Source organism: Paraburkholderia bryophila (genome assembly GCF_013409255.1).
Taxonomy (GTDB): Bacteria; Pseudomonadota; Gammaproteobacteria; order Burkholderiales; family Burkholderiaceae; genus Paraburkholderia.
In genome coordinates this window covers 3180582-3205245 of record NZ_JACCAS010000001.1, presented here as the reverse complement: position 1 = coordinate 3205245, position 24664 = coordinate 3180582, and the positions used below count along the sequence as shown (strand labels likewise).

The window sequence follows — 24664 nt, the reverse complement described above, 5'->3', positions numbered from 1 at the left end:
TCATGAAAACGATTGTTCTGGGCGGCGGCGTGATCGGCGTCGCCACCGCTTTTTACCTGCGTCAGCAGGGCTGCGACGTTACGCTGATCGAGCGCGAACCGGATGTCGCGCTTTCTACCAGTTTCGGCAACGCCGGTGTCATCGCGCCGGGTTATGTGACGCCGTGGGCCGCGCCCGGCATGCCGACCAAGATCCTCAAATATCTGTTCAAGCCAGCCTCGCCGCTGATCTTCCGGCCGACCTTCGACCCGGCGCAGTGGCGCTGGATCGCGCGTTGGTTGCGGGAGTGCGATCTCGAACGCTTTCGCGTCAACAAGCAGCGGATGCAGCGGATCGCTTATTACAGCCGCGACTGTCTGCACGAATTTCGCAGAAGCCATCCGTTCGATTACGGCCGTAGCCAAGGCTATCTGCAGTTGTTTCGCAGCGAGTACGACGTGGAACTTGCGCAGCCGGCGCTGACGGTGTTGCGCGAAGCGGGCATTGCACATCGGGAAGTGAGCGCGGCGCAATGCGTCGAGATCGAACCGGGTTTGCGCTGGGCGCGCGAGGCGCCACTTTCGGGTCTCTATCTACCCGACGACGAAGCCGGCGACTGCGCCCGTTTCACTCGAGAATTGCGCGCGGTGTGCGAGCGCAATGGCGTGCAGTTTCGCTTCGACACGACCATCAAGTCGCTCGATGTGCAAGGCGGTGCGGTGCGCGGCGTGCGTGTGGAAAGCGAGCGCGGCATCGAGACGGTGCCGGCCGATGCGGTCGTGGTGGCGTTGGGTGTCGACAGCGCGGCGTTGCTCGCGCCGCTCGGCGTGAAGGTGCCGCTCTATCCGGTGAAAGGCTATTCGGCGACCTTGCCCATCACCGACGAAGAAAAAGCCCCGCGCGCCGCGCTGATGGACGAATCGCTGAAAACGGCGATCACGCGCTTCGGCAATAACCTGCGCGTGGCCGGCACGGCGGAACTCGGCAACGGCCAGACCACATTGCGTGAACACGCATTGCAGACGCTGATGAAAGTGCTCAAGGACTGGTTCCCGCACGCGGCGAACCCGAGCTCCGCGCACTTCTGGGTAGGCCGCCGGCCGATGACGCCCGACGGCGCACCGCTACTCGGCGCATGCGGCGTGGACAATCTGTGGCTGAACCTCGGACACGGTTCGACAGGTTGGGCGATGTCGATGGGGTCGGGGCGTGTGGTTGCGGATCTGATTACGCAGCGTGAGCCGGAGATCGATCTGGAAGGGCTGACGTTGGCGCGGTATCGCGGATAACAACGCGCTGTCGGCAAAGCACTAAAAAGCCGGGTCACCCTCTCAGGTGCCCGGCTTTGTTTTTTCACGGCTCGAAAATCCAGCCTTGTCGTCTCCACCTCTTCCTGCAAGCAGTAGCCGGTTTCCACCGCAGCGCGGCAGCAAAAACCAACCGGAGACGTTTAACGCGGCAGTTCCGAATGCCCCATCAGGAACGCATCCACCGAACGCGCGCACTGACGGCCTTCGCGGATCGCCCACACCACCAGCGACTGGCCGCGACGCATATCGCCCGCCGTGAACACCTTGTCCACCGACGTGTAATACGCCTTGTCGCCTTCGGTCGCGGCGCGCACGTTGCCGCGCGCGTCCTTGTCGACGCCGAACGCTTCGAGCACCGGCGAGAGCGGCTGCGTGAAGCCCATGGCGAGCAGCACCAGATCGGCCTTCATTTCGAATTCGGAGTTCGGCACTTCCTGCATCTTGCCGTCCTTCCATTCGACGCGCGCCGCGATCAGCTTCTCGACCTTGCCGTTCTTGCCTTCGAGGCGCTTGGTCGCAACCGCCCAATCGCGCTCGCAGCCTTCGTCATGCGACGACGACGTGCGCAGCTTGATCGGCCAGTACGGCCACACGAGCGGCTTGTTCTCTTCTTCCGGCGGCTGCGGCAACAGTTCGAATTGCGTGACGCTCTTCGCGCCATGACGATTCGACGTGCCCACGCAGTCCGAGCCCGTATCGCCGCCGCCGATCACGACCACATGCTTGGCCTTCGCGAGCAACTGGTTCGCGACCTTGTCGCCGGCATTGACCTTGTTCTGTTGCGGCAGGAATTCCATCGCGTAGTGAATGCCTTCCAGCTCGCGGCCCGGCACCGGCAGATCGCGCGGCGTTTCCGAACCGCCGGCAATCACCACCGCGTCGAACTGTTCCTTCAACTCCGCCGGCGTAACGGTTTCCTTCGCCGTGTTGCCGATGTGGTCCGGCAGCGAATCCGCGCGGCCGATGAACACGTTGGCGCGGAACGTCACGCCTTCCGCTTCCATCTGACGCATGCGGCGATCGATCAGCCACTTCTCCAGCTTGAAATCCGGAATGCCGTAACGCAGCAAACCGCCGATCCGGTCGTTCTTTTCGAACACCGTCACATCGTGCCCCGCGCGCGCCAGTTGCTGCGCGACGGCGAGACCCGCGGGGCCGGAACCGACCACGGCGACCTTCTTGCCGGTCTTGTGCTTCGGCGGTAACGGCGCAACCCAACCTTCGGCCCAGGCCTTGTCGATGATCGCGTGTTCGATCGACTTGATGCCGACCGGGTCGTCGTTGATGCCGAGCGTGCACGCCGCTTCGCACGGCGCCGGGCAGATGCGGCCCGTGAACTCGGGGAAGTTGTTTGTCGAGTGCAGCACTTCGATCGCGTTCTTCCAGTCCTGATGGAACACCAGGTCGTTGAAGTCCGGGATGATGTTGTTCACCGGGCAGCCGTTGTTGCAGAACGGAATGCCGCAGTCCATGCAACGCGCGCCTTGAATCTTCGCTTCGTCGTCGCTCAGTGCGGCGACGAATTCCTTGTAGTGCTTCACACGCGTGAGCGGAGCTTCGTACGTCTCGTGGCGACGTTCGAACTCGAGAAAACCGGTTGCCTTGCCCATGTGGTTCTCTTCTCTATCTGTATCAGGTGGGGTGATCTACACCCGCCACGGGGCACCGTTTAACGGTGACCGCGCGCGGCGGGTACGACTTAAGGGTGACGTCCCGCTGGTAACGTGACCAGCGGTGCGGCGATGCGGCAGGTCAGGCGGCGAGCACTTCCTTGTTCGCCTTCTTCGCGGCCATTTCGCCCAGCGCGCGCTTGTATTCGGTCGGGAACACCTTCACGAATTGACGGCGCGACGCGTCCCAGTTTTCGAGCAGCGCTTTCGCACGCGGCGAGCCCGTGAACTGGAAGTGACGCTCGATCAATCCCTTGAGCAGCGCTTCGTCGGTCGCGCCGGTGTGCCACAGGCCCTTGTCGACCGTGCGCTCCTGTTCGGCCGTTTGCAGGACCGGTTCGAGCGTGACCATCGACTTGTTGCACTTGCCCGCGAACGAGTTGTCCGGATCGAACACATACGCGATGCCGCCCGACATGCCAGCCGAGAAGTTACGGCCCGTTTCGCCGAGCACGACCACCGTGCCGCCCGTCATGTATTCGCAACCGTGGTCGCCCGTGCCTTCGACAATCGCCGTCGCGCCCGAGTTACGCACGCAGAAACGCTCGCCGGCCACGCCACGGAAGAACGCTTCGCCTTCGATCGCGCCGTACATCACCGTGTTGCCGCAGATGATGTTTTCTTCCGACTTGCCGCGGAAATCGTTGGTCGGACGAATGATGATGCGCCCGCCCGACAAGCCCTTGCCGACGTAGTCGTTACCGTCGCCGACCAGATCCAGCGTGACGCCCTTCGCGAGGAACGCGCCGAAGCTCTGACCCGCGGTGCCCTTCAACTGGATGTGAATCGTGTCGTCAGGCAGGCCGTCGTGGCCGTACTTCTTCGCGATCATGCCGGACAGCATCGCGCCGACCGTACGGTTCACGTTGCGCACCGGCTGGATGAACGAGACGTGCTCGCCCTTCTCGATCGCGGCTTTCGCCTTTTCGATCAGCACGTGGTCGAGCGCTTTGTCCAGACCGTGGTCCTGCACGCCGACATGCTTGCGCGCCACCTCGGCCGACACTTGCGGCTGATAGAACACGCGCGAGAAATCGAGACCCTTCGCCTTCCAGTGCTCGATGCCCTTCTTCGTATCGAGCAGTTCGGCGTGACCGATCAGGTCGTCGAACTTGCGGATGCCCAGTTGCGCCATGATTTCACGCGCTTCTTCCGCAACAAAGAAGAAGAAGTTGACGACATGTTCCGGCTGACCCTGGAACTTCGCACGCAGCACCGGATCTTGCGTCGCGACGCCGACCGGGCAGGTGTTCAGATGGCACTTGCGCATCATGATGCAGCCTTCGACGACGAGCGGCGCCGTCGCGAAGCCGAATTCATCCGCGCCGAGCAGCGCGCCGATCACGACGTCGCGGCCGGTTTTCATCTGACCGTCGGCCTGCACGCGGATGCGACCGCGCAACTGGTTCAGCACCAGGGTCTGCTGCGTTTCGGCGAGACCCAGTTCCCACGGCGTGCCCGCATGCTTGAGCGACGACAGCGGCGAAGCGCCCGTGCCGCCGTCCGTGCCGGCGATCACGACGTGATCCGCCTTGGCCTTCGCGACACCTGCAGCGACTGTGCCGACGCCCGATTCCGACACCAGCTTCACCGAGATGCTGGCCACCGGATTCGCGTTCTTCAGATCGTGGATCAGTTGCGCCAGATCTTCGATCGAGTAGATGTCATGGTGCGGCGGCGGCGAAATCAGGCCGACGCCCGGCACCGAGTAACGCAGCTTGCCGATGTATTCCGACACCTTGTGACCCGGCAACTGGCCGCCTTCGCCCGGCTTCGCGCCTTGCGCCATCTTGATCTGGATCTGATCGGCCGACGACAGGTACTCCGCCGTCACGCCGAAACGGCCCGACGCCACCTGCTTGATCTTCGAACGCAGCGAATCGCCGTCCTTCAGCGGAATGTCGACGATCACTTCTTCGCCGATCACGGACTTCATCGTGTCGCCATTCTTGATCGGAATGCCGCGCAGTTCGTTGCGATAGCGCGCCGAATCTTCGCCGCCTTCGCCGGTGTTCGACTTGCCGCCGATGCGGTTCATCGCGACCGCCAGCGTGGCGTGCGCTTCTGTGCTGATCGAGCCCAGCGACATGGCGCCGGTAGCGAAACGCTTGACGATGTCCTTCGCCGATTCGACTTCGTCGAGCGGGATCGCCTTGGTCGGATCGAACTTGAATTCGAACAGGCCGCGGAACGTCATGTGACGCTTGGTCTGATCGTTGATCAGATGCGCGTATTCCTTGTACGTCTGATACGAGTTGCTGCGCGCCGAGTGCTGCAGCTTGGCGATCGCGTCCGGCGTCCACATGTGTTCTTCGCCGCGCACGCGGTACGCGTACTCGCCGCCCGCGTCGAGCATGGTCGCGAGCACCGGGTTGTCGCCGAATGCATCGCGATGCAGACGGATCGCTTCTTCCGCGACGTCGAACAGACCAATGCCGCCGACCTTCGACGAGGTGCCCGCGAAGTACTTCTGCACCAGATCTTCAGCCAGGCCGACCGCTTCGAAAATCTGCGCGCCGGTGTACGACATGTAGGTCGAAATGCCCATCTTGGACATGACCTTCATCAGGCCCTTGCCGACCGCCTTGGTGAAGTTGTAGACCGCCTTCTCCGGCGACAGGTCGCCCTTCAGGCCGGACGCCAGCTGGCCGAGCGTTTCCATCGCGAGGTACGGGTGCACGGCTTCCGCGCCGTAGCCCGCGAGCAGCGCGAAGTGGTGCGTTTCACGCGCCGAGCCGGTTTCCACGACCAGACCCGCGCTGGTGCGCAGACCATGCTGCACGAGGTGCGTGTGGATCGCGGCGGTCGCCAGCAGCGCCGGAATCGCGACGTTGTCGCGGTCGGTCTTGCGGTCCGACACGATCAGCATGTTGTAGCCGGACTTGACCGCGTCGACGGCTTCCGCGCACAGCGAGGCGAGGCGCGCTTCGATGCCTTCCTTGCCCCAAGCCACCGGATAGCAGATGTTCAGCTCGTACGAGCTGAACTTGCCGCCCGTGTACTGATCGATCTCGCGGATCTTCGCGATGTCCTTGAAGTCAAGCACCGGCTGCGACACTTCGAGACGCATCGGCGGGTTGATGTTGTTCGTGTCCAGCAGGTTCGGCTTCGGACCGACGAACGACACCAGCGACATCACCATGTTTTCGCGGATCGGGTCGATCGGCGGGTTCGTCACTTGCGCGAACAGCTGCTTGAAGTAGTGATAGAGCGTCTTGTTCTTGTTCGACATGACCGCCAGCGGCGAGTCGTTGCCCATCGAACCGACCGCTTCTTCGCCGGCTTGCGCCATCGGCGCCATCAGGAACTTGAGGTCTTCCTGCGTGTAGCCGAACGCCTGCTGACGATCCAGCAACGCAGCGGCTTCGCGGCGTTCCGTCGCGACGTCTTCGGCCTTCGGCTCGATTTCGTCGAGCTTGATCCGCACGGCGTCGATCCAGCTCTTGTACGGCTTGGCGTTCGCGAGGTTGTCCTTCAGTTCCTTGTCGTCGATGATGCGGCCGTGTTCCATGTCGATCAGGAACATCTTGCCCGGCTGCAGACGCCACTTCTTGACGATCTTCGACTCGGGGATCAGCAGCGTGCCCGCTTCCGACGCCATGATGACGAGGTCGTCGTCCGTGACGATGTAGCGCGCCGGGCGCAGACCGTTACGGTCGAGCGTCGCGCCGATCTGGCGGCCGTCGGTGAAGGCGATCGCGGCGGGGCCGTCCCACGGCTCCATCATCGCGGCGTGGTATTCGTAGAACGCGCGGCGGTTGTCGTCCATCAGCGTGTGCTGTTCCCAGGCTTCCGGGATCATCATCATCATCGCGTGGACGAGCGGGTAACCGGCCATCACCAGCAGTTCGAGACAGTTGTCGAACGAGGCGGTGTCCGATTGGCCCGGGTAGATCAGCGGCCATAGCTTCGGCAGGTCGTCGCCGAGCACGTGCGACGCGATCGCGCCCGTGCGGGCGTTCAGCCAGTTGACGTTGCCCTTCACCGTGTTGATTTCGCCGTTGTGGGCAATCATCCGGTACGGGTGAGCCAGTTCCCACGCCGGGAACGTGTTGGTCGAGAAGCGTTGGTGCACCAGCGCCAGCGCCGAGACGGTGCGCTCGTCCTGCAGGTCGCGGTAGTACACGCCGACCTGACCGGCCAGCAGCAGGCCCTTGTAGACGATCGTGCGCGCCGAGCACGACGGCACGAAGTATTCCTTGCCGTGCTTCAGCTTGAGCGCCTGGATGCGGTGGCTCGCGGTCTTGCGGATCACGTACAGCTTCCGCTCCAGCGCGTCGGTCACCATGATGTCCTTGCCGCGGCCGATGAAGATCTGGCGGATCAGCGGCTCGCTCGCCTTGACGGTCGGCGAAATCGGCATGGTGTGGTCGACCGGCACGTCGCGCCAGCCCAGCACGACCTGGCCTTCGGCCTTCACCGTCCGTTCCAGCTCCTGCTCGCAGGCCAGACGCGACGCGTGTTCTTTCGGCAGAAAGACCATGCCGACGCCGTACTCGCCGTTCGGCGGCAGCACCACGCCCTGCTTCGCCATTTCCTCGCGATAGAAGCCGTCCGGGATCTGGATCAGGATGCCCGCGCCGTCGCCCATCAACGGATCGGCGCCGACGGCGCCCCGGTGGTCGAGGTTTTCGAGAATCTTCAGGCCTTGCTCGATGATCTCGTGGCTTTTCTTGCCCTTGATATGAGCGACGAAGCCGACGCCGCAGGCGTCGTGCTCGTTTTGCGGGTCGTACAGACCTTGCGCGGCGGGAACCGGATGAGTCGGTTGCTGGTGGTCGTTCATGGGGACACCGTCTGTAGGGGGCCGGACAGGCCGTTAAACCATTTTTCTATTGCCGCGGCTCGCAACCGCAACCGCGACGGCGCTTTGAGCGGGACACGCTGAAATGCTACGCGTATCAAAAAGCGCCGGAATTCGGAATATACGCGACGAATCAAAGGAATAGCAAATAAAACATGATGGTCGATCCCCAATTATAAAGTTGGTGCATTGCGGTGTATTTTTATTGGTGCCACATCAAAATAGTGCAAAAGAAAACGGCATGCGAAGATGCCGTTTTGATGCAACCCTTTGCTGCGAAACGCTTTTATTGCTGCTGAGGCGTCTCGCGCACCTTGCGCGGCCGCCCGCGCGGCAGCGGCGACACGCGCCGGTTGGCGGCCCGCGCCGCCCATTCGCGGTAGGTATCGCTGCCCAATACCCAACCTTTTAGCGTGGCCTGTTGAAGCTGACTGGCTTCGCGTTCGTCGAGCGGCTGCTCGCACAGATCGCGATACGCGCGCTGCCGTTCGAACGGCGTATTGCCGAGCGACCAGTACAGCGGGTGGTCGGTAATCAGGCTGTCGAGCGTCAGGCCGATGTGATGACGGTAGCTCGACCAGCGGTAGTCTTCCGGCGCGCTCACCAGTTGCGCGCGCACCGGACACATTTCGACGACGCGGCTCGCCAGCAGAAAGTAACGCTCGCCTTCGATCACCGTGGCGCGGTAACGTCCTTCCCACAACGTGCCGCGACGAGCGTAACGCCGGTTGAAGTGCGCCACGTAGCGGCGCCCTACCGCCTGCATCGCCTTCGGCAGGCTCGACTCCTCGGTCGGGGTGACGAGCAGTTGCACCGCGCCCGGCATCAACGCATAAGCGTGAATCGATAAGTGATGGTCGCGCGAAGCCGCTTTCAAACAGTCGATGAAAAGCTCGTAGTCCTGGTCGTCGACGAACGCGGGCTGCTGATCGAGCCCGCGGAGGATGACGTGCTGCGGCTGGTCAGGGACATAGAGACGTGCAAGCCGTGCCATGCTGGAGTATCCGATAGTCGCGTTGGTACATACCCGAAGGTCCGAAAAGCCGCATGCGCTCTACGTTCGGCGCGGCGCGGCTGAGCCAGAAACCGCGCGGTGCTTAGGGAGAAAGCTCTAACCGCCGCGTATGGTTTGTTTCAAACGTTGTAGTCATAATGAGCGGGCCTTTTCTGGAGGAGCACATATGAAATTAAAACAGGCCGTAACGGGGCTCGCGGCGCTAGCCTGTATGTCAACGGCAGCGCACGCGCAATCGGCCGGCAGCTTTTTCGTCACAACAGGCTGGTTCCATCTTGCGCCTCAATCGAGCAGCGAACCGTTGAGAATCACAAGTCTTGGCGGCAGCCCCACCAACATTACGGAACCCAACACCGGTGCATCGCTGGGTTCCGCCGATACGCTCGGCTTCACCGCCGGCTACTTCGTCACTGATCACATCGCCACCGAATTCGTAATTGGCGTCCCGCCTTCTTTCGACCTGAACGGCACGGGCAGCCTCGAACAATTCGGCAAGCTGGGCTCGGCAAAACAGTGGAGCCCGACTCTGCTGTTCAAGTACTATTTCAACGCGCCGACCGCTACGTTCCGCCCATATCTCGGCGTTGGCGTGAGTCGCATCTGGTTCACCGACCAGAAGATCACCAACGGTGCGTTTGAAGCCAATGTTCTGCATGGTCCGACCAGCGTCAGTACGGATAGTTCGTGGGAGCCGGTGTTTAATGCCGGTTTCACTTACGCGTTCAATCAGCACTGGTTCGCGGGCGTCTCGATCTCGTACCTGCCGCTCAGCACGACCGCCAAGCTGACCACCGCCGCAAATACGCCGGTCGGCACGCTGACCGCCACGTCGCAAACCAAGATCAAGCTGAACCCGATCGTTTCCTACGTCAACATCGGTTACCGTTTCTAACGCTTCGCGAAAATAGGGACGCGTTTAGTTAGGGTAGTCGAATTTTCGTGGCTTGGACAACGCCGTCATATATCCAGTGACGGCGTTTTTCGTTTCGTGTGTGCTCCGGGGCCGCACGCTGGCCGCGTGCGCCCTATTTCCGGGCCGGTGCGAGCGTTTGTAAATTTGACCCGCAATCGCACCGGCTCGTGCAATATCTGCTGACGAATAGCCGTCGGCGAGACCGCCGTCCGCGCGACGCGAATAAGGCTGCGCGGCAATCGGGCCGCGCTCGCGGGTTTGGCACCAAAGTTGCGTCCGCAGGGTGTTTCCCGCGTCGTGGACGTGATGTGCGTCTGTGTGACGAGGCGTGGGACCTTTCACCTCATCGACGGAGCGACCATGACAGCACTTCCGAATACGCGAGACGCCCTCGGCGAATCCTGGACCAGCACGAGCCGCCGTGCAAAACGTATCGCACGCCACGGCCGCCACGCGGCCGAAGATATCGCGGGCGAACTGCGCACGCTGATGTCCGAACTCGAATCCACTTTGGCCGATGGCACCCAGGCCGACGCCGTGGCGCTGCGCGGCAAACTGCGCAAACAGCTGGAAGCCGCGCGCGCACGTTTGAACGACACGCGCGAAGCGGTGCGCGAGCGCGCTGAAGTCGCGATCGCCGACGCCGACGACTACGTGCATGAAAACCCGTGGCAGACGATTGCGATCGTCGGCGGCGTTGCGCTGATTGCCGGGGCGTTGTTCGCGTCGCGCTTGCGGTAGCGCGCGCTAACCTGCAGTAGTTTGCGGCGGGCAGGTTGCGGCGCCGGTCCACGCCGGCGCCGTGCCGCAATCAGTTGTCTTCGATCACGAACAGCCGCTGATACTCCTTCAGCGCATATCGATCCGTCATCCCCGCGATGTAATGCGCGATCAGACGGGCTTGCTGCGCTCCGTCAGCGGAGAGGTAACCCGGCGGCAGCAGCCGCGGATCTTCCGTGAACGCGTTGAACAGGCCGATCACCACGCGCCGCGCCTTGTTGGCCATCCGCATCACGCGGTAATGGCGGTACAGGTTCTTGAACAGAAAACGCTTGAGCACCGCGGCCTGCGCGGCAATCGCGTCGCTATGCGCGACCAGTACGGGCGCGGCACGCACCGCGTCGAGCGAGTTCGGCGCGTAGCGGACCAGATTCAGCTTGGTCGTATCGATCAGATCGACGATCAGCGTATTGATGATGCGCCGCACCGTCTCGTGAATCAGCCTGCGTCCTTCGATCTGCGGAAAATCGCGGCGCGCCGCCTCGTAGTGCGTCTGCCATAACTCCACTTCGGCAAGCTGCTCGACCGTGAGCAGGCCGGAGCGCAAGCCGTCGTCGACGTCATGGTTGTTGTACGCGATCTCGTCGGCGACGTTGGCGATCTGCGCTTCGATAGACGGCTGGCGGCCTTCGAGAAAGCGTTCGCCCAGCGCGCCGAGGCGCCGCGCGTTTTCCCGCGAACAGTGCTTGAGAATCCCCTCGCGCGTTTCGAAGCACAGGTTCAGGCCGTCGAACGCGCCGTAGTGCTCTTCCAGATCGTCGACCACCGCGAGACTTTGCAGATTGTGTTCAAAGCCGCCGTGCTCGCGCATGCATTCGTTCAACGCGTCCTGACCGGCATGGCCGAATGGCGTGTGGCCGAGATCGTGAGCCAACGAAATCGCTTCGACGAGGTCTTCGTTGACCCGCAGATTACGCGCTACCGACCGCGCGATCTGCGCCACTTCGAGGCTATGCGTGAGACGCGTGCGAAACAGGTCGCCCTCGTGATTCACGAAGACCTGCGTTTTGTATTCGAGCCGGCGGAACGCCGTGGAGTGGACGATGCGGTCGCGGTCGCGCTGGAATTCGGTACGGGCGCTGGGCGCGACTTCCGGATAACGGCGGCCGCGCGACTGCGCCGAATGCGCCGCATACGGCGCAAGGTGCGCTTCGAGTGCTTCCTGGGTGAGCACGCCGAGCGCCGCCGTGCCGGCCGGCTCCGCCGGGTCGTGCTTTACATCGTCGCTGCGCCTGTCTGTCACCGGGTTCTCCGAAACATAAACGGCGCCTCGTGACGCGGGTGCGTGATGCTTTGCCCGGCTAGCCGCCGTCTTTAGATCGCGGCAGCCAGCGTGGCCTGCACCTCGTCGTCGGGCGCCTGGGTGATCAGCGTCTCACCGAAACGCTTCAGCAGAATGAATTTGATCATGCCGGCTTCCGCCTTCTTGTCGACCTGCATGAGTTCGACATAGCGCGACTCGCCGAGCGCGGGCGCCCGGGTCGGCAAATGCGCGGCGACGATCACGTCGACCAGGCGTTTGCGCGCGGTCTCGTCGAGATAGCCCATGCGGACGGACAGATCCGCCGCCATCACCATCCCGCAGCCGACCGCCTCGCCGTGCAGCCATTCGCCGTAGCCGAGCCCGGCTTCGATCGCGTGGCCGAAGGTGTGACCGAAATTGAGGATCGCGCGCAGTCCGCCTTCACGCTCGTCCTGCGCCACCACCGACGCCTTGATCTCGCACGAGCGCTTGACCGCCTCGATCAGCGCCGCGGGCTCGCAGGCGTTCAGCGCCGCAACGTTCGCTTCGATCCAGCTGAAGAAGCCGGCGTCGGCAATCGCGCCGGTCTTGATCACTTCGGCGACGCCCGCCGCCAGTTCGCGCGCCGGCAGCGTGCGCAACGCGCCGATGTCGGCGATCACGGCTTGCGGCTGGTAGAACGCGCCGATCATGTTCTTGCCGAGCGGATGATTGATGCCGGTCTTGCCGCCCACCGACGAATCCACCTGCGACAGCAACGTAGTCGGCACCTGAATGAACGGCACGCCGCGCATGTAGCAGGCCGCGGCAAAACCCGTCATATCGCCGATCACGCCGCCGCCCAAAGCGATCAGCGTGGTCTTGCGATCGGCGCGCGAGCCGAGCAGCGCGTCGAAAATCAGGTTCAGAGTCTCGAGGTTTTTGTACGCTTCGCCGTCCGGCAAAACGACCGTGGAAACCTGCTTGCCGAGCGGCGCGAGTGCGGCGCGCAGCTTGTCGCCGTAAAGCGGCTCGACGGTGGTATTCGTGACGATCGTGACCGAACTGCCGGCAATATGCGGTGCGAACAACGCGGTCTGGCCGAGCAGATCGGCACCGATATGGATGGGGTAGGCGCGCTCGCCCAGTTCGACATTGACGGTAATCATACGGTCCATTATGACGCAGGGTGTTTGGCGACGCCGACCATCTCGAGCTGCATCAGAACCATATTGACGAGGCCGTTGACCGAAGGCCGGCCGGTTTCGATGACGAAATGCGCGCATTCCCGATATAACGGATCGCGCACTTCGTAGAGCGCTTCGAGACGCGCCTTGGGGTCTTCGGTTTGCAGAAGCGGGCGATTCTTGTCGCGCCGGGTGCGCAGCCAGAGATCATGCGGATTGGCTCGCAGGTAGATCACCACGCCGCGATTTTGCAATGATTCACGGTTTTCCGGCCGCAGCACCGCGCCGCCACCGGTGGCCAGCACGATATTTTCGCGCCCGGTGAGCTCGGAAATCACGCTCGCCTCGCGCTCGCGAAAGCCCGCTTCGCCCTCCAGCTCGAAGATCACCGGAATGCGCGCGCCCGTGCGCGCTTCGATTTCGTGGTCGGAATCGAAGAACGGGCGATCGAGACGGCGCGCAATGGCCCGGCCCACGGTGGTTTTTCCTGCCCCCATGAGCCCTACAAAAAATACATTGGCGTGTGCGTCCCGCGCTTGCAACGGTGTCCTCTGGCTAATCCGGTATAGGTCGTGCCGCAGCTTACTGGCAAAGCGGCTGCCTTGTCGAGCCTGCGCGCCGCCGCTGGAGAGCGGCGGCGCCATGCCCCTAATTTATCTGCACGACGCGCGGCGTGATGAAAACCGCCAGTTCGCTGCGCTGGTCGCGATGTGCCCGATGGCGGAAAAGCGCCCCCAAAAGCGGTATTTTGCCCAGGAGCGGCACCCGCGTCACATCGTCCCGGTCGTCGGTTGCGTAAATTCCGCCGATCGACACCGTACCACCATCCTCGACTTCGACCCGCGTTTGCACGTGTTTGGTGTTGATCGCGGGGCCGGCGTCGGTCTGTTCGCCGACGCTGTCTTTGGCGACGTCGAGGTCCAGCACGACCCGGCCGTCGGGCATGATTTGCGGCTCGACCTCGAGTTTGAGCGTCGCGCGACGGAACTGCACGCCCGACACGCCCTGCCCCACCTTCGCCTGGTACGGCAGCTCGGTGCCCTGCTCGACCACCGCCTTCATCCGGTCGGCCGTGACGACCCGTGGACTGGAGACGATTTCCCCGCGGCCTTCGGCCTCCAGCGCGCTGAGCTCGATGTTCAGGAGCCGCGTCGCGGCAGCCGCGAACAGCGTCAAGCCGGCGGTCGCGGCGTCGAAACCGGCGATGGGTCGCGCCGACAGATCATAAACCGCGCCGTCTTTGCCGCCGGTCAGGCCGCGCGCCGAGCCGTCTTCGCTCGTGGCGGCCATCGAGAGCCGCACGCCGAGATTGCGCGAGAACCCGTGTTCGCCCTCGACGATGCGCGCTTCGATCAATACCTGGCGGGTCGGCCGGTCGACGGAGCCGAGCAGCGCCGCGATCTGCGCGACGCGCGCCTCGAGGTCGGTCACGAACAGCAGGTTGGTGCGCGGATCGGCGGTGGCGGCGCCGCGTTTGGACAGCACGCGCTGATTACCGGAGCCGGTCAGCAGGCGGCGCACGTCCTCGGCGCGCGCGTAGTGCAACTGGAACGTGCGGCTGGCGAGCGGTTCGAGATCGGCGCTGCGGGCGTGCGCTTCGAAGCGTTGCCGCTCGCGCGCGGCCAGATCGGCCTGCGGCGCGACCCAGATCACGTTGCCGCGACGCTCCATCGCGAGGCCGTTGACGTCGAGCAAGGTATCGAACGCCGTGCGCCACGGCACCTTGTCGAGCCGCAACGAGACGGCGCCACGCACTCTTTCGCTCGCGACGATGTTCAGCCCGGTGAACTGCGCGAACGCGTTGAGCACGGCGCCCAGTTCGGCGCGCTGGAAGTTCAGCGAGATCGCTTTGTCGTCGGCTGCGAGATTGGCGTCGGCGGCGGTTTTCGGGGCGTCGCTGAGGCGTGAGGCCGGCGGTAGCGGTGTGGGTGGGCCTTCGAGCGCGGAGGCGGAGGCGACGTCGCGGGTTGGGATTAAGGGTTGCTTGGGCAGCGGGGAGGCGGTGGCGCCGGCTGCGGCGTCGGCGGTGGCCGCATCAACCGTGCCCATGCCGTCGGCGCCACCAGCCGCAGCGGACGCTGCCGCCTTCGACGCATCCGTCGTCTCCGCTGAGTCGTCGCGAAACGGGTTCGGCACTTCGACGGCAACCTCGCGCGGCAACGGCGGTGCGTTGTGCGACGCGTCCGGCGACCCGACCGGATCATCCCGCAACATATAGTCCGGTAGCGGCGGCAACGGTGGCGGCGAAGCCCGCGCGATACCGACGCTCAACGCCGAACTGATGACGACCAGCCCGAGACACGCGCGACGCCCGCGCTGCAGCCTGCACGCAAGCAGCGAGCGAGACACGCCCGCTACCCGTTCACCAGTAGAAGATGATGCGCAGGACACTCGACCGCCGCAAGACACGCGAAATACACGAGACAAGCGAGCCCCGCGCAAAACGCACGCTCCCGACAACGGTCCCACGCCCCAATACGACCACGCGATCCGCGCTAATTTCGCCGCGCTCATCATGAAGCCTCCATCAACGACAACGTGCGCGTCTCATCGCCTCTCGCGAGCGTAATCCCGAGCGCGTCGAGCCTCGTGACGCGCTCGGCACCGATCTGCTGCCCGGCCACGACCGTAGTCGCGCCATCCGCCGTATCGAGCAACGCCAAACCACGCGTGCGATCGCGCAGCAGTCCAACGAGTCGCAACGCCGAACCATCGGACACACCACCTGCGGCGAACATCTGCGGCGGCGAGAACGGATCGAAGAACACGAGATCCTCGTCGTCGTCCGAATCGAGGCTTGCGTCGACGAACGCGTCCGCGGACGCATTCAACGGCGCCGGCCGCAGCGCGCTGAACATATTCAGCGTCGCGTTCACCACGAGCGACACGGCATCGCGTTTAACCGTCACGTCGACGGGAACGGTCAGCACCGGCAAATCCGACAACCCACGCAGAAACGCCATCAGGTGGACGAAATCGGTGCGCGCGGTGAACTGCAGCGGGCGCATGCTTTCAGCGCCCGCACCGCTGGCGGCGCCGGGTTCAAGGCTCAACAGCGTGACGTCGTTCTGCGCGGCCAGTTCGGAGACGATGCGCACGTCGTCTGCCGAGGTCCATGACGCGCTTGAACGCACCGCGCCTGTCGCCGCAACTTCCCGCCGCAGCGCGGGCAACTGCCCGAGCGAATGCCGCGCGTCAGCCAGGCGTCGCACGCTCGCCGCCAACGCCGACCGGCTCGCGTCGACTCCGGAGAAATCAGCCACGATCCAGCCATGCGTGCCGAGAGCGAAAACCGTCACGGCAATCAGCAAAGCAACCACCCAGCGGCGACGTCTGCTCCACGCATCGAACGGCAAGCGCGCACGCTTTATCCAATGCGAGACGAACGGGCGCACGCTGGCCGCGCCGCCAAACTCAACGAATGTCGTGCTCATTTCACACCTCTCGATAGTTCGGACTTAACGGGAAGCGATGAAGCGAAGCCCGTCTTGCCGGCCGTCTTCAACACCACGTCGTCCCAACGCAAATGCGCGCCGAACTCAACCGGGCCAGCCACGCCAGCGCCAAGGCCAAGGCCCGCGCCAGCACCCGGCCGCCCTGCACCCCGCGTCGCCGAGCTATGCAGGTCGCTCACCTCCGCGCCTTTCACGCCGCGAATGCCGCTCAAGCGTTTGAGCCACGCCGCCGACGCCGCATGTCCACGCGACGTCGCCAGCATTTGGGTCTCGTGTTCACGCTGACGCATCTGCTGCAACACCACGCCCTCGCCCGGCTCGGAACTCAGCGCATCGATCAGATCGCGCAAATGCGTGAGCGGGTCGGACAAACGCTTGGCATGCGCGGTGTTTTTGCGTTGCTCGTCTCTCGTACGCAGCAAGGTCGCGTGCTCCGCGAGCGGTGCGCTCAGACGCGTGAACGATTGATCGATCGATGCGCGCCGCGCATCGAGCTGCATGCGCTCGAACGCCTGCCACCCGATCACTGGCAGCACGGCGGCGCAGCCGGCGAATGCGGCGGCAGTCCATTCAAGTAGCCGACGCCGACGCGCAAGCCGGGCATTGCGCTGCCGGTACGGCAGCAGATTGAAACCACCGAGCCACGACCGCACGAAGCGCACACCGCGCGAAGACGAAGACGATGACGAAGACGACGAAAACACCGGCGGATGCGAGCCCGCTCCCAGTAACAGACCGCCCATCATTCGAATACCCCGCGCAACGCCAGCCCGAACGCCACCGCGCCTTCCGGTTCGTGCAACAACGCATCGGTCTGCGGCCGCTCAACGCTGCCGAGCAGCGCCAGGTCGAAGGGCAGTACCGGGCAACTCAATACATCCGCGATATCCACCATCGAAAAGCCCACCCCGTCGAGCAGATCGACCTCGCCGCTCAGGAACGCGCAACGAACCGCGGCGTCATGACTCAGGTCGCGCAACGCGTCGGCGAGATCCGTGTGTTCGGGCGCCGGATAGCGCATCTCGCGGACCAGACAGTCCTCGGCGAAACGCCATCCGTACACGCCGTCCGTACCGATCCACAGCGCGATGTACGACTCGTGCGGATCGAGTTCATGACTCGCCGCATAGCGCATGGCGCGCAGGGCCGCTTGCGGCTCGCCGTCGATGGCGGTCAGTGAAATGCCGGCCGCCGCCGCGCATTCCATACGCGCCTCGAGATGCTGGCGCGCGGTCGCGGCAATCGTCACCGAGCGGCTCGCGCCGGGCCTTTCGTCGACGTACCAGTCGACCGCCAGCGCATGCCGTTCGAGCCCCGCGATCCGCTCGACCTCGTTCATCACCGCCGGTTCCAGTTCGGCCAGCTCATGCCCGCCGTCTTCCGCGCAGCCGCTTTGCGCGGCAAGCCGCGCGAGCGACACCGTGGTCATGACCGTGGCCGACGCGGGCACCGCCATCGCGCAACGCAACGCTTGCACAGCACACGCGCGCGGCAGACCGGCGAACGCTTCGCGCAACGCGCGCGCCACCGCGTGCCGGTCGGCGATCTCGGTGCCCGCCATCGCGCCCGGCGCGAGCGGCACCGTCGACACGTATTCGATATTCAGCACCGAAGCCGGCAACGCGCGATGACTGATCACGACCAGACGCACGCTTTGCGAACCGACATCGATCCCTGCGGCGAAACGCAGCGAGCCTGCCTGCAAGACCTCAAACCAGGATTTTTTTACCGTCATATGCCCTCCCTCAGACTCGCGCTGCGAACCATTCGAACGCGAGTAACGAGGAAGAATTGTGCGCAAGCGCGGCGTCGAGCGACACTCAGCCGAATGGCTAACGTTGCGTGACGCACGCCCCACGCGGCATCAAAGCGTCTACAGTGAAGTCAATCCCGCGTGTGGCGCGCCGGCTTATCGGGCAACGCTCGTAAGCCGGCCGAAAGCTGAAAAGCGAGGCGGCTATAATCGCGGGACTGTTTTTTGGTGCCACTATGCAATCCACGTCTCCTACGTCCCCGCCGCCCGCGCCGCAGAAGCGCAAACGCCCGTTGTGGCTGAAGCTCATGATCGGCTTTGTCGGTCTGATCGTCGCAGGCATTCTGTGCGTGCTGCTGGTGCTCGGCTATGCGCTGGTCGTGGCCACGCCTAACCTGCCGTCACTCGATGCACTGACCGATTACCGGCCCAAGGTGCCGCTGCGCATCTACACGGCGGACCACGTGCTGATCGGCGAATTCGGCGAAGAACGGCGTGACATCGTCCATATCCAGGACGTGCCCGATAGCCTGAAAAAAGCGGTGCTCGCCATTGAAGACGCGCGCTTCTACGATCACGGCGGCGTCGATCTCACCGGTATCGCGCGCGCCGGTATCGTCGCGCTGACTAACGGCCATGCCACGCAGGGCGCCAGCACGATCACCATGCAGGTGGCGCGCAACTTCTTCCTGTCGAGCGAGAAGACCTACACGCGCAAGATCTACGAGATGCTACTCGCGTACAAGATCGAGTCGAAGCTGACCAAAGATCAGATTCTCGAGGTGTACATGAATCAGATCTATCTCGGGCAGCGCGCCTACGGCTTTGCGAGCGCGGCGCGGGTGTATTTCGGCAAGGACCTGAAGGATCTGACGCTGGCCGAGTCGGCCATGCTCGCCGGCCTACCGAAGGCGCCGTCCGCGTACAACCCGGTGGTCAATCCGAAGCGCGCGAAGATACGTCAGCAGTACATCCTGCAGCGCATGCTCGAGCTGCGCTACATCACCCAGGAACAGTACGACGAAGCGAGCAAGCAACCGCTCGTGGTCAAGGGCGCGGGCAAGGAATTCAGCGTGCACGCGGAGTACGTCGCGGAAATGGTCCGGCAGATGATGTATGCGCAGTATCGCGAAGAGGCGTACACGCGCGGCCTGAACGTGGTGACCACGATCGATTCGGCCGATCAGGATGTCGCCTACCGCGCGCTGCGCAAAGGGCTGATGGACTACGAACGGCGTCACGGTTATCGCGGCCCAGAGGCGTTCATCGATCTGCCGTCCGACGCGGACGATCGCGAACAGGCCATCGACGACGCGCTGCTCGAACATCCGGACAACGGCGAAATCATCGCTGCGGTGGTGACCTCGGCGAATCCGAAACAGGTGCAGGCCGCATTCATCGACGGCAATGTCGCGACCATTCAGGGTGACGGCCTGCGCTTCGCGCAAGCCGCGCTCGGTCCGCGCGCGCAGCCGAATCAGCGGGTGCGGCCCGGCGCGATCATCCGTCTGATCAAGAACGACGACGGCAATTGGTCGATCACGCAATTGCCGCAAGTGGAAGGCGCGTTCGTTTCGGTGATCCCGCAAGATGGCGCGATTCGCGCGCTGGTCGGCGGCTTCGACTTCAACAAGAACAAGTTCAACCACGTGACTCAGGCGTGGCGTCAACCGGGTTCGAGCTTCAAGCCGTTCATCTATTCGGCGTCGCTCGAAAAGGGTCTTGGACCTGCTACCGTCATCAACGATGCGCCGCTCTTTTTCAGCGCCGCGGAGACCGGCGGCCAGGCGTGGGAGCCGAAGAACTACGGCGGCGGTTTCGACGGCCCAATGACCATGCGCACCGCGCTGCAGAAGTCGAAGAACCTGGTGTCGATCCGGATCCTCAACCAGATTGGCACGAAGTACGCGCAGCAGTACATCACGCGTTTCGGCTTCGACGCGGACCGTCACCCCGCCTATCTGCCGATGGCGCTCGGTGCGGGTCTCGTCACGCCGCTGCAAATGGCGGGCGCGTTCTCGGTGTTCGCCAACGGCGGCTATCGCGTCAATCCGTATCTGATCGCCGAAGTCACCGATCAGCGTGGCATCGTGGTCGCGCACGCGCAGCCGCTGGTGGCCGCGCAAAGCGCGCCGCACGCGATCGAACCGCGCAACGCGTACGTAATGAACAGCCTGCTGCTGAGCGTCGCGCAACGCGGCACGGGCGCGAAGACCAACGTGTTGAAACGCACCGACATCGGCGGCAAGACGGGCACGACCAACGATTCGCGCGACGCGTGGTTCGCCGGTTATCAGCACACGCTCACGGCGATCGCGTGGATCGGCTACGACAATCCGCGCAGTCTCGGCGACCGGGAAACCGGCGGCGGCCTGGCGCTGCCGGTGTGGATCGAGTACATGAGCCGCGCGCTCAAGGGCGTGCCGGACTACAGGATGCCGATGCCGGAAGGCATCACCGAAATCGGCTCGGAACTGTATTTCGACGACTTCACGCCGGGCAACGGTTTCGTTTCGACGGTCGGCATCAGTCAGGCCGCGCTCGACGCCGACGCGAGCGCCGCAGCGGCCGCGCCCGAGCAGGTCGGAGAACAGGAAAAGCAGGACATCATGAATCTGTTCCGCGGGCACTGAGGCCGCTTCTTCCTGGCTTGCTGGTTTTTTTAGCCCGCCAGAAGTGCAAAAACCGCCGCGTTCGATACGCGGCGGTTTTCGTTTACGCAGTCACGTTGATGCCGCGCTTACGCTTCGAAGTGAACCGGCTCGCCGGCCTGTTGCGTCGCGTACTCCGACAGCGCGGAGAAAAATTCCGTGCCGTTGCGAGTATCGCGCCATTCGCCGTCGATAAAACGGAAGTGAAAACCGCCCGCTTTCGCGGCGATCCAGATCTCGCTCATGGGCGGTTGCAGGTTGACGATAATCTTCGTGCGGTTCTCGAATTCGAGGGTCAGCACGTTGCCGCTGCGCTCGAGTTCGATGTCGGCGGCGATGTCGTCAACCGCGCGTTCGATGGCGGCTAGCGCGGCTTCGGCGCGGGTCAGGTAATCACTATCGGACATGCTAAACTCCATCGATTATTTATTCAGGGACAGTCATGCGAGTCGTATCTCGGATGCGCGCGGCGACGTCCGGCCGCGCGATTGTAGCGGGTTTAGCCATTCTCGCAGGTTGTGCACTCGCCGGCTGCGGACAACGCGGTTCGCTCTATTTGCCGGCCGTACCGCCGCTACCGGCCAAGCCGGCCGATCGTACGCAGGCACCGCCGGCCGCTACCAACTCCACAGTGAATCCGGGCACGCCAAGCCCCATGGGCGAGGTGCCGGACACGTCGGGCTCGCCGCTCTCGCTGGCGCCCGAAACCGAACTCGCCACGCCACCCGCTTCCGCTGCTTCCGCTACGGAGGCACCGCTGCCTGCCTCTGCCGCCACACCCGTTCAATAAGACTTTCGCATGACTCGATCCGCATTTGACTACGTCGACGGCGTGCTGCACGCCGAAGGCGTGTCCGCCGTCTCCCTCGCCGAGCAGTTCGGCACGCCGCTGTACGTCTATTCGCGTGCCGCGCTGACCGCAGCATGGAACGCGTACGCAGGCGCTTGCGCTGGCCGTCGCGCAACCGTGCACGTGGCCGTTAAGGCCAACAGCAATCTCGCGGTGCTGAATGTGTTCGCGCGTCTCGGCGCGGGCTTCGACATCGTGTCGGGCGGCGAACTGGCGCGCGTGCTGGCAGCCGGCGGCAAAGCGGAAAACACCGTGTTTTCCGGCGTCGGCAAGCATGCGGACGAAATGCGCGACGCGCTCGCGGCCGGCGTCAAATGCTTCAACGTCGAATCGATTCCCGAGCTTGATCGTCTGAATGCGGTGGCTGCGGCAATGGGCAAGAAGGCGCCGGTTTCGCTGCGCGTGAATCCCGACGTCGACGCGAAGACGCATCCGTACATTTCCACCGGACTGAAGTCGAACAAGTTCGGCGTCGCTTTCGACGACGCGCGCGCCACGTATCAAGCCGCGGCGGCGATGGCGAATCTCGAGGTGGTCGGCATCGACTGCCATATTGGTTCGCAGATCACCGAAGTCGCGCCCTATCTGGACGCGGTGGACAAGGTGCTGGAACTGGTCGAGCAGATCGAGCAGGACGGCGTGAAGATTCGCCACATCGACGTGGGCGGCGGTCTCGGCATTACGTATGACAACGAAACGCCGCCGGAAATCGGCGAGTTCGTGCGCACGGTGCTGGATCGTATCGAAGCGCGTGGTCACGGCCATCGCGAAGTGTATTTCGAGCCGGGCCGTTCGCTGGTCGGCAATGCGGGCGTGCTGCTGACGCGCGTCGAGTTTCTGAAGCCGGGCGCGGAAAAGAACTTCGCCATCGTCGACGCGGCGATGACCGATCTCGCGCGTCCCGCCATGTACGAGGCCTATCACGCCATCGACCCGGTACTGAAGCGCGACGTGCCGGCTCATGTGTACGACGTGGTGGGTCCGGTGTGCGAAAGCGGCGACTGGCTGGGTCGCGAGCGCCTGCTCGCGGTCGAACCCGGCGACCTGCTGGCGATTCGCTCGGCCGGCGCGTACGGCTTCGTGATGAGCTCCAACTACAACACCCGTCCGCGTGCGGCCGAGGTAATGGTGGATGGTACACAGGTGCATCTGGTTCGTGCACGCGAAGAGGTCACGCAGTTGTTTGCGGGTGAAACGATCTTGCCGGCGTAAACGTCGGCGTCATTACGATATAAGTCACAAGCAATGAAAAAAGGGCGATGCCGCGAAACGGCATCGCCCTTTTTATTTTGGCGCGCTGTGCCGATGAACGCGAAGCTCGCCGGTTATCGCACCTTCACTCTCCGCTCGCGCAACCATACGATCAACCGCCAGCCCAGCAGCGCCACCATGATGGCCCCGTAGATTTTCGGCAAAACCAGATCGTGTTTGCCCGCCTTCATCCACCAGAAATGCAGGATCGCGAGCGCGCCGATTGCGTAGATCGAACGATGCAGCATCTGCCAGCGTCGCCCGAGCTTACGCACCATCGCCCGCGGCGACGTCACGGCCAGCGCGATCAGCAACACGAACGCCGCGAAGCCTACGGTGATGAACGGCCGCTTACCGATGTCCTTCAGAATCGCGGCGACGTCGAACCACTTGTCGAACCAGAGGTAAGTGGTGAAATGCAGCGTCGCGTAGAAGAACGCGTAGAGCCCGAGCATGCGACGAAAACGCACCAACGCGGCCAGGCCGGTCAGCCTGCGCAACGGCGTCACCGCCAGCGTGATGCAGAGGAACACGAGCGTCCATAAACCCGTGGAGCGCGTGATGAACTCGATCGGATTGGCACCGAGCCGATCGGTCACGCCGAACAGCACGATGCGCGCGAGCGGGTACCACGCGGCGATGAACACCGCGATCTTCGCAGGCACGATCCAGCGCGCGCCGCTCACGGGACGTCTTGACGCCGTTGAAGCAGAAGGCGACGAACGGGCCGCCTTGCGTGGTTCGATCTGAGTGACAGGTTGCGTATCGGAAGCCATATCGTCGAAGCCGTTCGCTTAAAAATTCTTCTTCAGGTCCATGCCCTGATACAGCGACGCGACCTGATCGCCGTAGCCATTGAACATCAGCGTCTTGCGCTTGGGCGTGAAGAACCCGTCTTCGCCGATGCGCCGCTCCGTCGCCTGACTCCAGCGCGGATGATCGACATTCGGATTCACGTTCGAATAGAAGCCGTATTCGTTCGTCGCGTACGTGTTCCAACTGGTCTTCGGCTGCTTGTCGAGGAAGCGGATCTTCACCAGCGACTTCGCGCTCTTGAAGCCGTATTTCCATGGCACCACGATCCGCACCGGCGCGCCGTTCTGATTGGGCAGCACCTGGCCGTAAAGCCCCATGGTCAGCAGCGTGAGCGGATTCATCGCCTCGTCCATGCGCAGACCTTCGGAGTAAGGCCAGTCGAGCACCGGCGTCGACAGTCCCGGCATTTGCGACGGATCGGCCAGCGTAATGAACTGCACGTACTTCGCATTGCCGGTCGGCTGCACGCGCTTGATCAGCTCGGCAAGCGGCACGCCGATCCACGGAATCACCATCGACCACCCTTCGACGCAGCGCAGCCGGTACACACGCTCTTCGAGCGGCGCGAGCTTCAGCAGTTCGTCGATGTCGTACACCTTCGGATTCTTGATCTCGCCCTCGACGCTCACCTTCCACGGATGTGGCCGCAACGTCCCCGCGTTCTGCGCGGGATCGGCTTTATCGGTGCCGAACTCGTAGAAGTTGTTGTACGTGGTGATGTCCTTGAACGGCGTGATCTTGTCGAGCGCGACGAATTTGGCGTTGGTCTTCGCCGCCAGTTTCTGCGCCTTCGGATCTGGCGATGAGTACGCCGCCAACGCCTCGCCATTCACGCCGATCAGACTGCCGAGCGCCATCGCGCCGGCCGCCTGCAACACGCGCCGCCGATTCTCGAACACGCGCCGGGGCGTGATTTCGCTGCGCGCGATATCGTCGCCGCTGAGTTGAATTCTGTCGCTTCGCTTGATCCACATCGTGCAGCTCCTTGCCGGTCCGCCGGCCTGTACT

At 63.6% G+C, this 24664-nt stretch carries 19 protein-coding genes; 6 read left to right on the top strand and 13 right to left on the bottom strand.

The annotated features are described in order from the left end of the window. The first annotated feature begins 2 nt into the window (after positions 1 to 2). Complete coding sequence (locus GGD40_RS14285; RefSeq protein ID WP_179744037.1) at positions 3 to 1268, top strand: D-amino acid dehydrogenase; 1266 nt, start codon at positions 3 to 5, stop codon at positions 1266 to 1268. A 161-nt stretch (positions 1269 to 1429) separates the two neighbouring features. Here GGD40_RS14285 and GGD40_RS14280 read toward each other — a convergent pair whose 3' ends face one another. The 3 genes from GGD40_RS14280 to GGD40_RS14270 form a co-directional block, all read right to left on the bottom strand. Then, the gene (locus GGD40_RS14280; protein WP_179708023.1) at positions 1430 to 2899 is read right to left on the bottom strand and encodes a glutamate synthase subunit beta; all 1470 of its coding nucleotides are present in this window, start codon (positions 2897 to 2899) and stop codon (positions 1430 to 1432) included. Between the two features lie 142 nt (positions 2900 to 3041). Beyond that, positions 3042 to 7745 (bottom strand): glutamate synthase-related protein, encoded by a 4704-nt coding sequence (locus tag GGD40_RS14275; RefSeq protein WP_179744036.1) that lies wholly within the window; start codon positions 7743 to 7745, stop codon positions 3042 to 3044. A 304-nt stretch (positions 7746 to 8049) separates the two neighbouring features. Further along, positions 8050 to 8757, bottom strand: coding sequence for a transposase (locus GGD40_RS14270; protein WP_035554805.1), 708 nt, complete (start codon positions 8755 to 8757; stop codon positions 8050 to 8052). A gap of 187 nt (positions 8758 to 8944) precedes the next feature. Here GGD40_RS14270 and GGD40_RS14265 point away from each other — a divergent pair, with 187 nt between their 5' ends. Both GGD40_RS14265 and GGD40_RS14260 read left to right on the top strand, forming a co-directional pair. Beyond that, entirely contained in the window at positions 8945 to 9670 is a 726-nt protein-coding gene (locus tag GGD40_RS14265) for an OmpW/AlkL family protein (RefSeq protein WP_179708021.1), read from the top strand. A gap of 381 nt (positions 9671 to 10051) precedes the next feature. Then, entirely contained in the window at positions 10052 to 10432 is a 381-nt protein-coding gene (locus tag GGD40_RS14260; RefSeq protein ID WP_035554801.1) for a DUF883 family protein, read from the top strand. 70 nt (positions 10433 to 10502) lie between these two features. Here the strand turns inward: GGD40_RS14260 and GGD40_RS14255 are convergent, their stop codons facing one another. The 7 genes from GGD40_RS14255 to pilM form a co-directional block, all read right to left on the bottom strand. Further along, entirely contained in the window at positions 10503 to 11714 is a 1212-nt protein-coding gene (locus GGD40_RS14255; protein WP_179744035.1) for a deoxyguanosinetriphosphate triphosphohydrolase, read from the bottom strand. 71 nt (positions 11715 to 11785) lie between these two features. Further along, a complete protein-coding gene (gene aroB / locus GGD40_RS14250; protein WP_445013580.1) occupies positions 11786 to 12862 on the bottom strand; it encodes a 3-dehydroquinate synthase in 1077 nt (358 codons plus the stop codon). A gap of 8 nt (positions 12863 to 12870) precedes the next feature. Then, the gene (locus tag GGD40_RS14245; protein ID WP_035554795.1) at positions 12871 to 13422 is read right to left on the bottom strand and encodes a shikimate kinase; all 552 of its coding nucleotides are present in this window, start codon (positions 13420 to 13422) and stop codon (positions 12871 to 12873) included. Between the two features lie 106 nt (positions 13423 to 13528). Further along, entirely contained in the window at positions 13529 to 15202 is a 1674-nt protein-coding gene (locus tag GGD40_RS14240; RefSeq protein ID WP_257030509.1) for a type IV pilus secretin PilQ, read from the bottom strand. 191 nt (positions 15203 to 15393) lie between these two features. After that, complete coding sequence (locus tag GGD40_RS14235; RefSeq protein WP_179744033.1) at positions 15394 to 16314, bottom strand: hypothetical protein; 921 nt, start codon at positions 16312 to 16314, stop codon at positions 15394 to 15396. Continuing rightward, positions 16311 to 17081, bottom strand: coding sequence for a fimbrial assembly protein (locus GGD40_RS14230; protein WP_257030409.1), 771 nt, complete (start codon positions 17079 to 17081; stop codon positions 16311 to 16313). Before GGD40_RS14230 ends, GGD40_RS14235 begins: the two co-directional genes overlap by 4 nt. Then, on the bottom strand, positions 17078 to 18070 hold the full coding sequence (gene pilM / locus GGD40_RS14225; RefSeq protein ID WP_179744032.1) for a type IV pilus biogenesis protein PilM: 993 nt from the start codon (positions 18068 to 18070) through the stop codon (positions 17078 to 17080). Before pilM ends, GGD40_RS14230 begins: the two co-directional genes overlap by 4 nt. 254 nt (positions 18071 to 18324) lie before the next feature. On the opposite strand from pilM, the gene GGD40_RS14220 reads away from it, so the two are divergent. Beyond that, complete coding sequence (locus GGD40_RS14220; protein WP_179744031.1) at positions 18325 to 20721, top strand: penicillin-binding protein 1A; 2397 nt, start codon at positions 18325 to 18327, stop codon at positions 20719 to 20721. Between the two features lie 107 nt (positions 20722 to 20828). Here GGD40_RS14220 and cyaY read toward each other — a convergent pair whose 3' ends face one another. Further along, positions 20829 to 21146 carry an iron donor protein CyaY gene (cyaY, locus tag GGD40_RS14215; RefSeq protein ID WP_035554787.1) on the bottom strand — a complete coding sequence of 106 codons (318 nt, stop codon included), beginning with the start codon at positions 21144 to 21146 and terminating at the stop codon, positions 20829 to 20831. A 35-nt stretch (positions 21147 to 21181) separates the two neighbouring features. On the opposite strand from cyaY, the gene lptM reads away from it, so the two are divergent. After that, positions 21182 to 21529, top strand: a complete 348-nt coding sequence (lptM, locus tag GGD40_RS14210) for an LPS translocon maturation chaperone LptM (RefSeq protein WP_179708005.1) — start codon at positions 21182 to 21184, stop codon at positions 21527 to 21529. Between the two features lie 9 nt (positions 21530 to 21538). Further along, on the top strand, positions 21539 to 22801 hold the full coding sequence (gene lysA / locus GGD40_RS14205) for a diaminopimelate decarboxylase (protein ID WP_179744030.1): 1263 nt from the start codon (positions 21539 to 21541) through the stop codon (positions 22799 to 22801). Between the two features lie 113 nt (positions 22802 to 22914). Here the strand turns inward: lysA and msrQ are convergent, their stop codons facing one another. Beyond that, positions 22915 to 23616 carry a protein-methionine-sulfoxide reductase heme-binding subunit MsrQ gene (gene msrQ, locus GGD40_RS14200; protein ID WP_179744029.1) on the bottom strand — a complete coding sequence of 234 codons (702 nt, stop codon included), beginning with the start codon at positions 23614 to 23616 and terminating at the stop codon, positions 22915 to 22917. Between the two features lie 18 nt (positions 23617 to 23634). Beyond that, on the bottom strand, positions 23635 to 24630 hold the full coding sequence (gene msrP, locus GGD40_RS14195) for a protein-methionine-sulfoxide reductase catalytic subunit MsrP (RefSeq protein ID WP_035554779.1): 996 nt from the start codon (positions 24628 to 24630) through the stop codon (positions 23635 to 23637). Between the last annotated feature and the right edge of the window lie 34 nt (positions 24631 to 24664).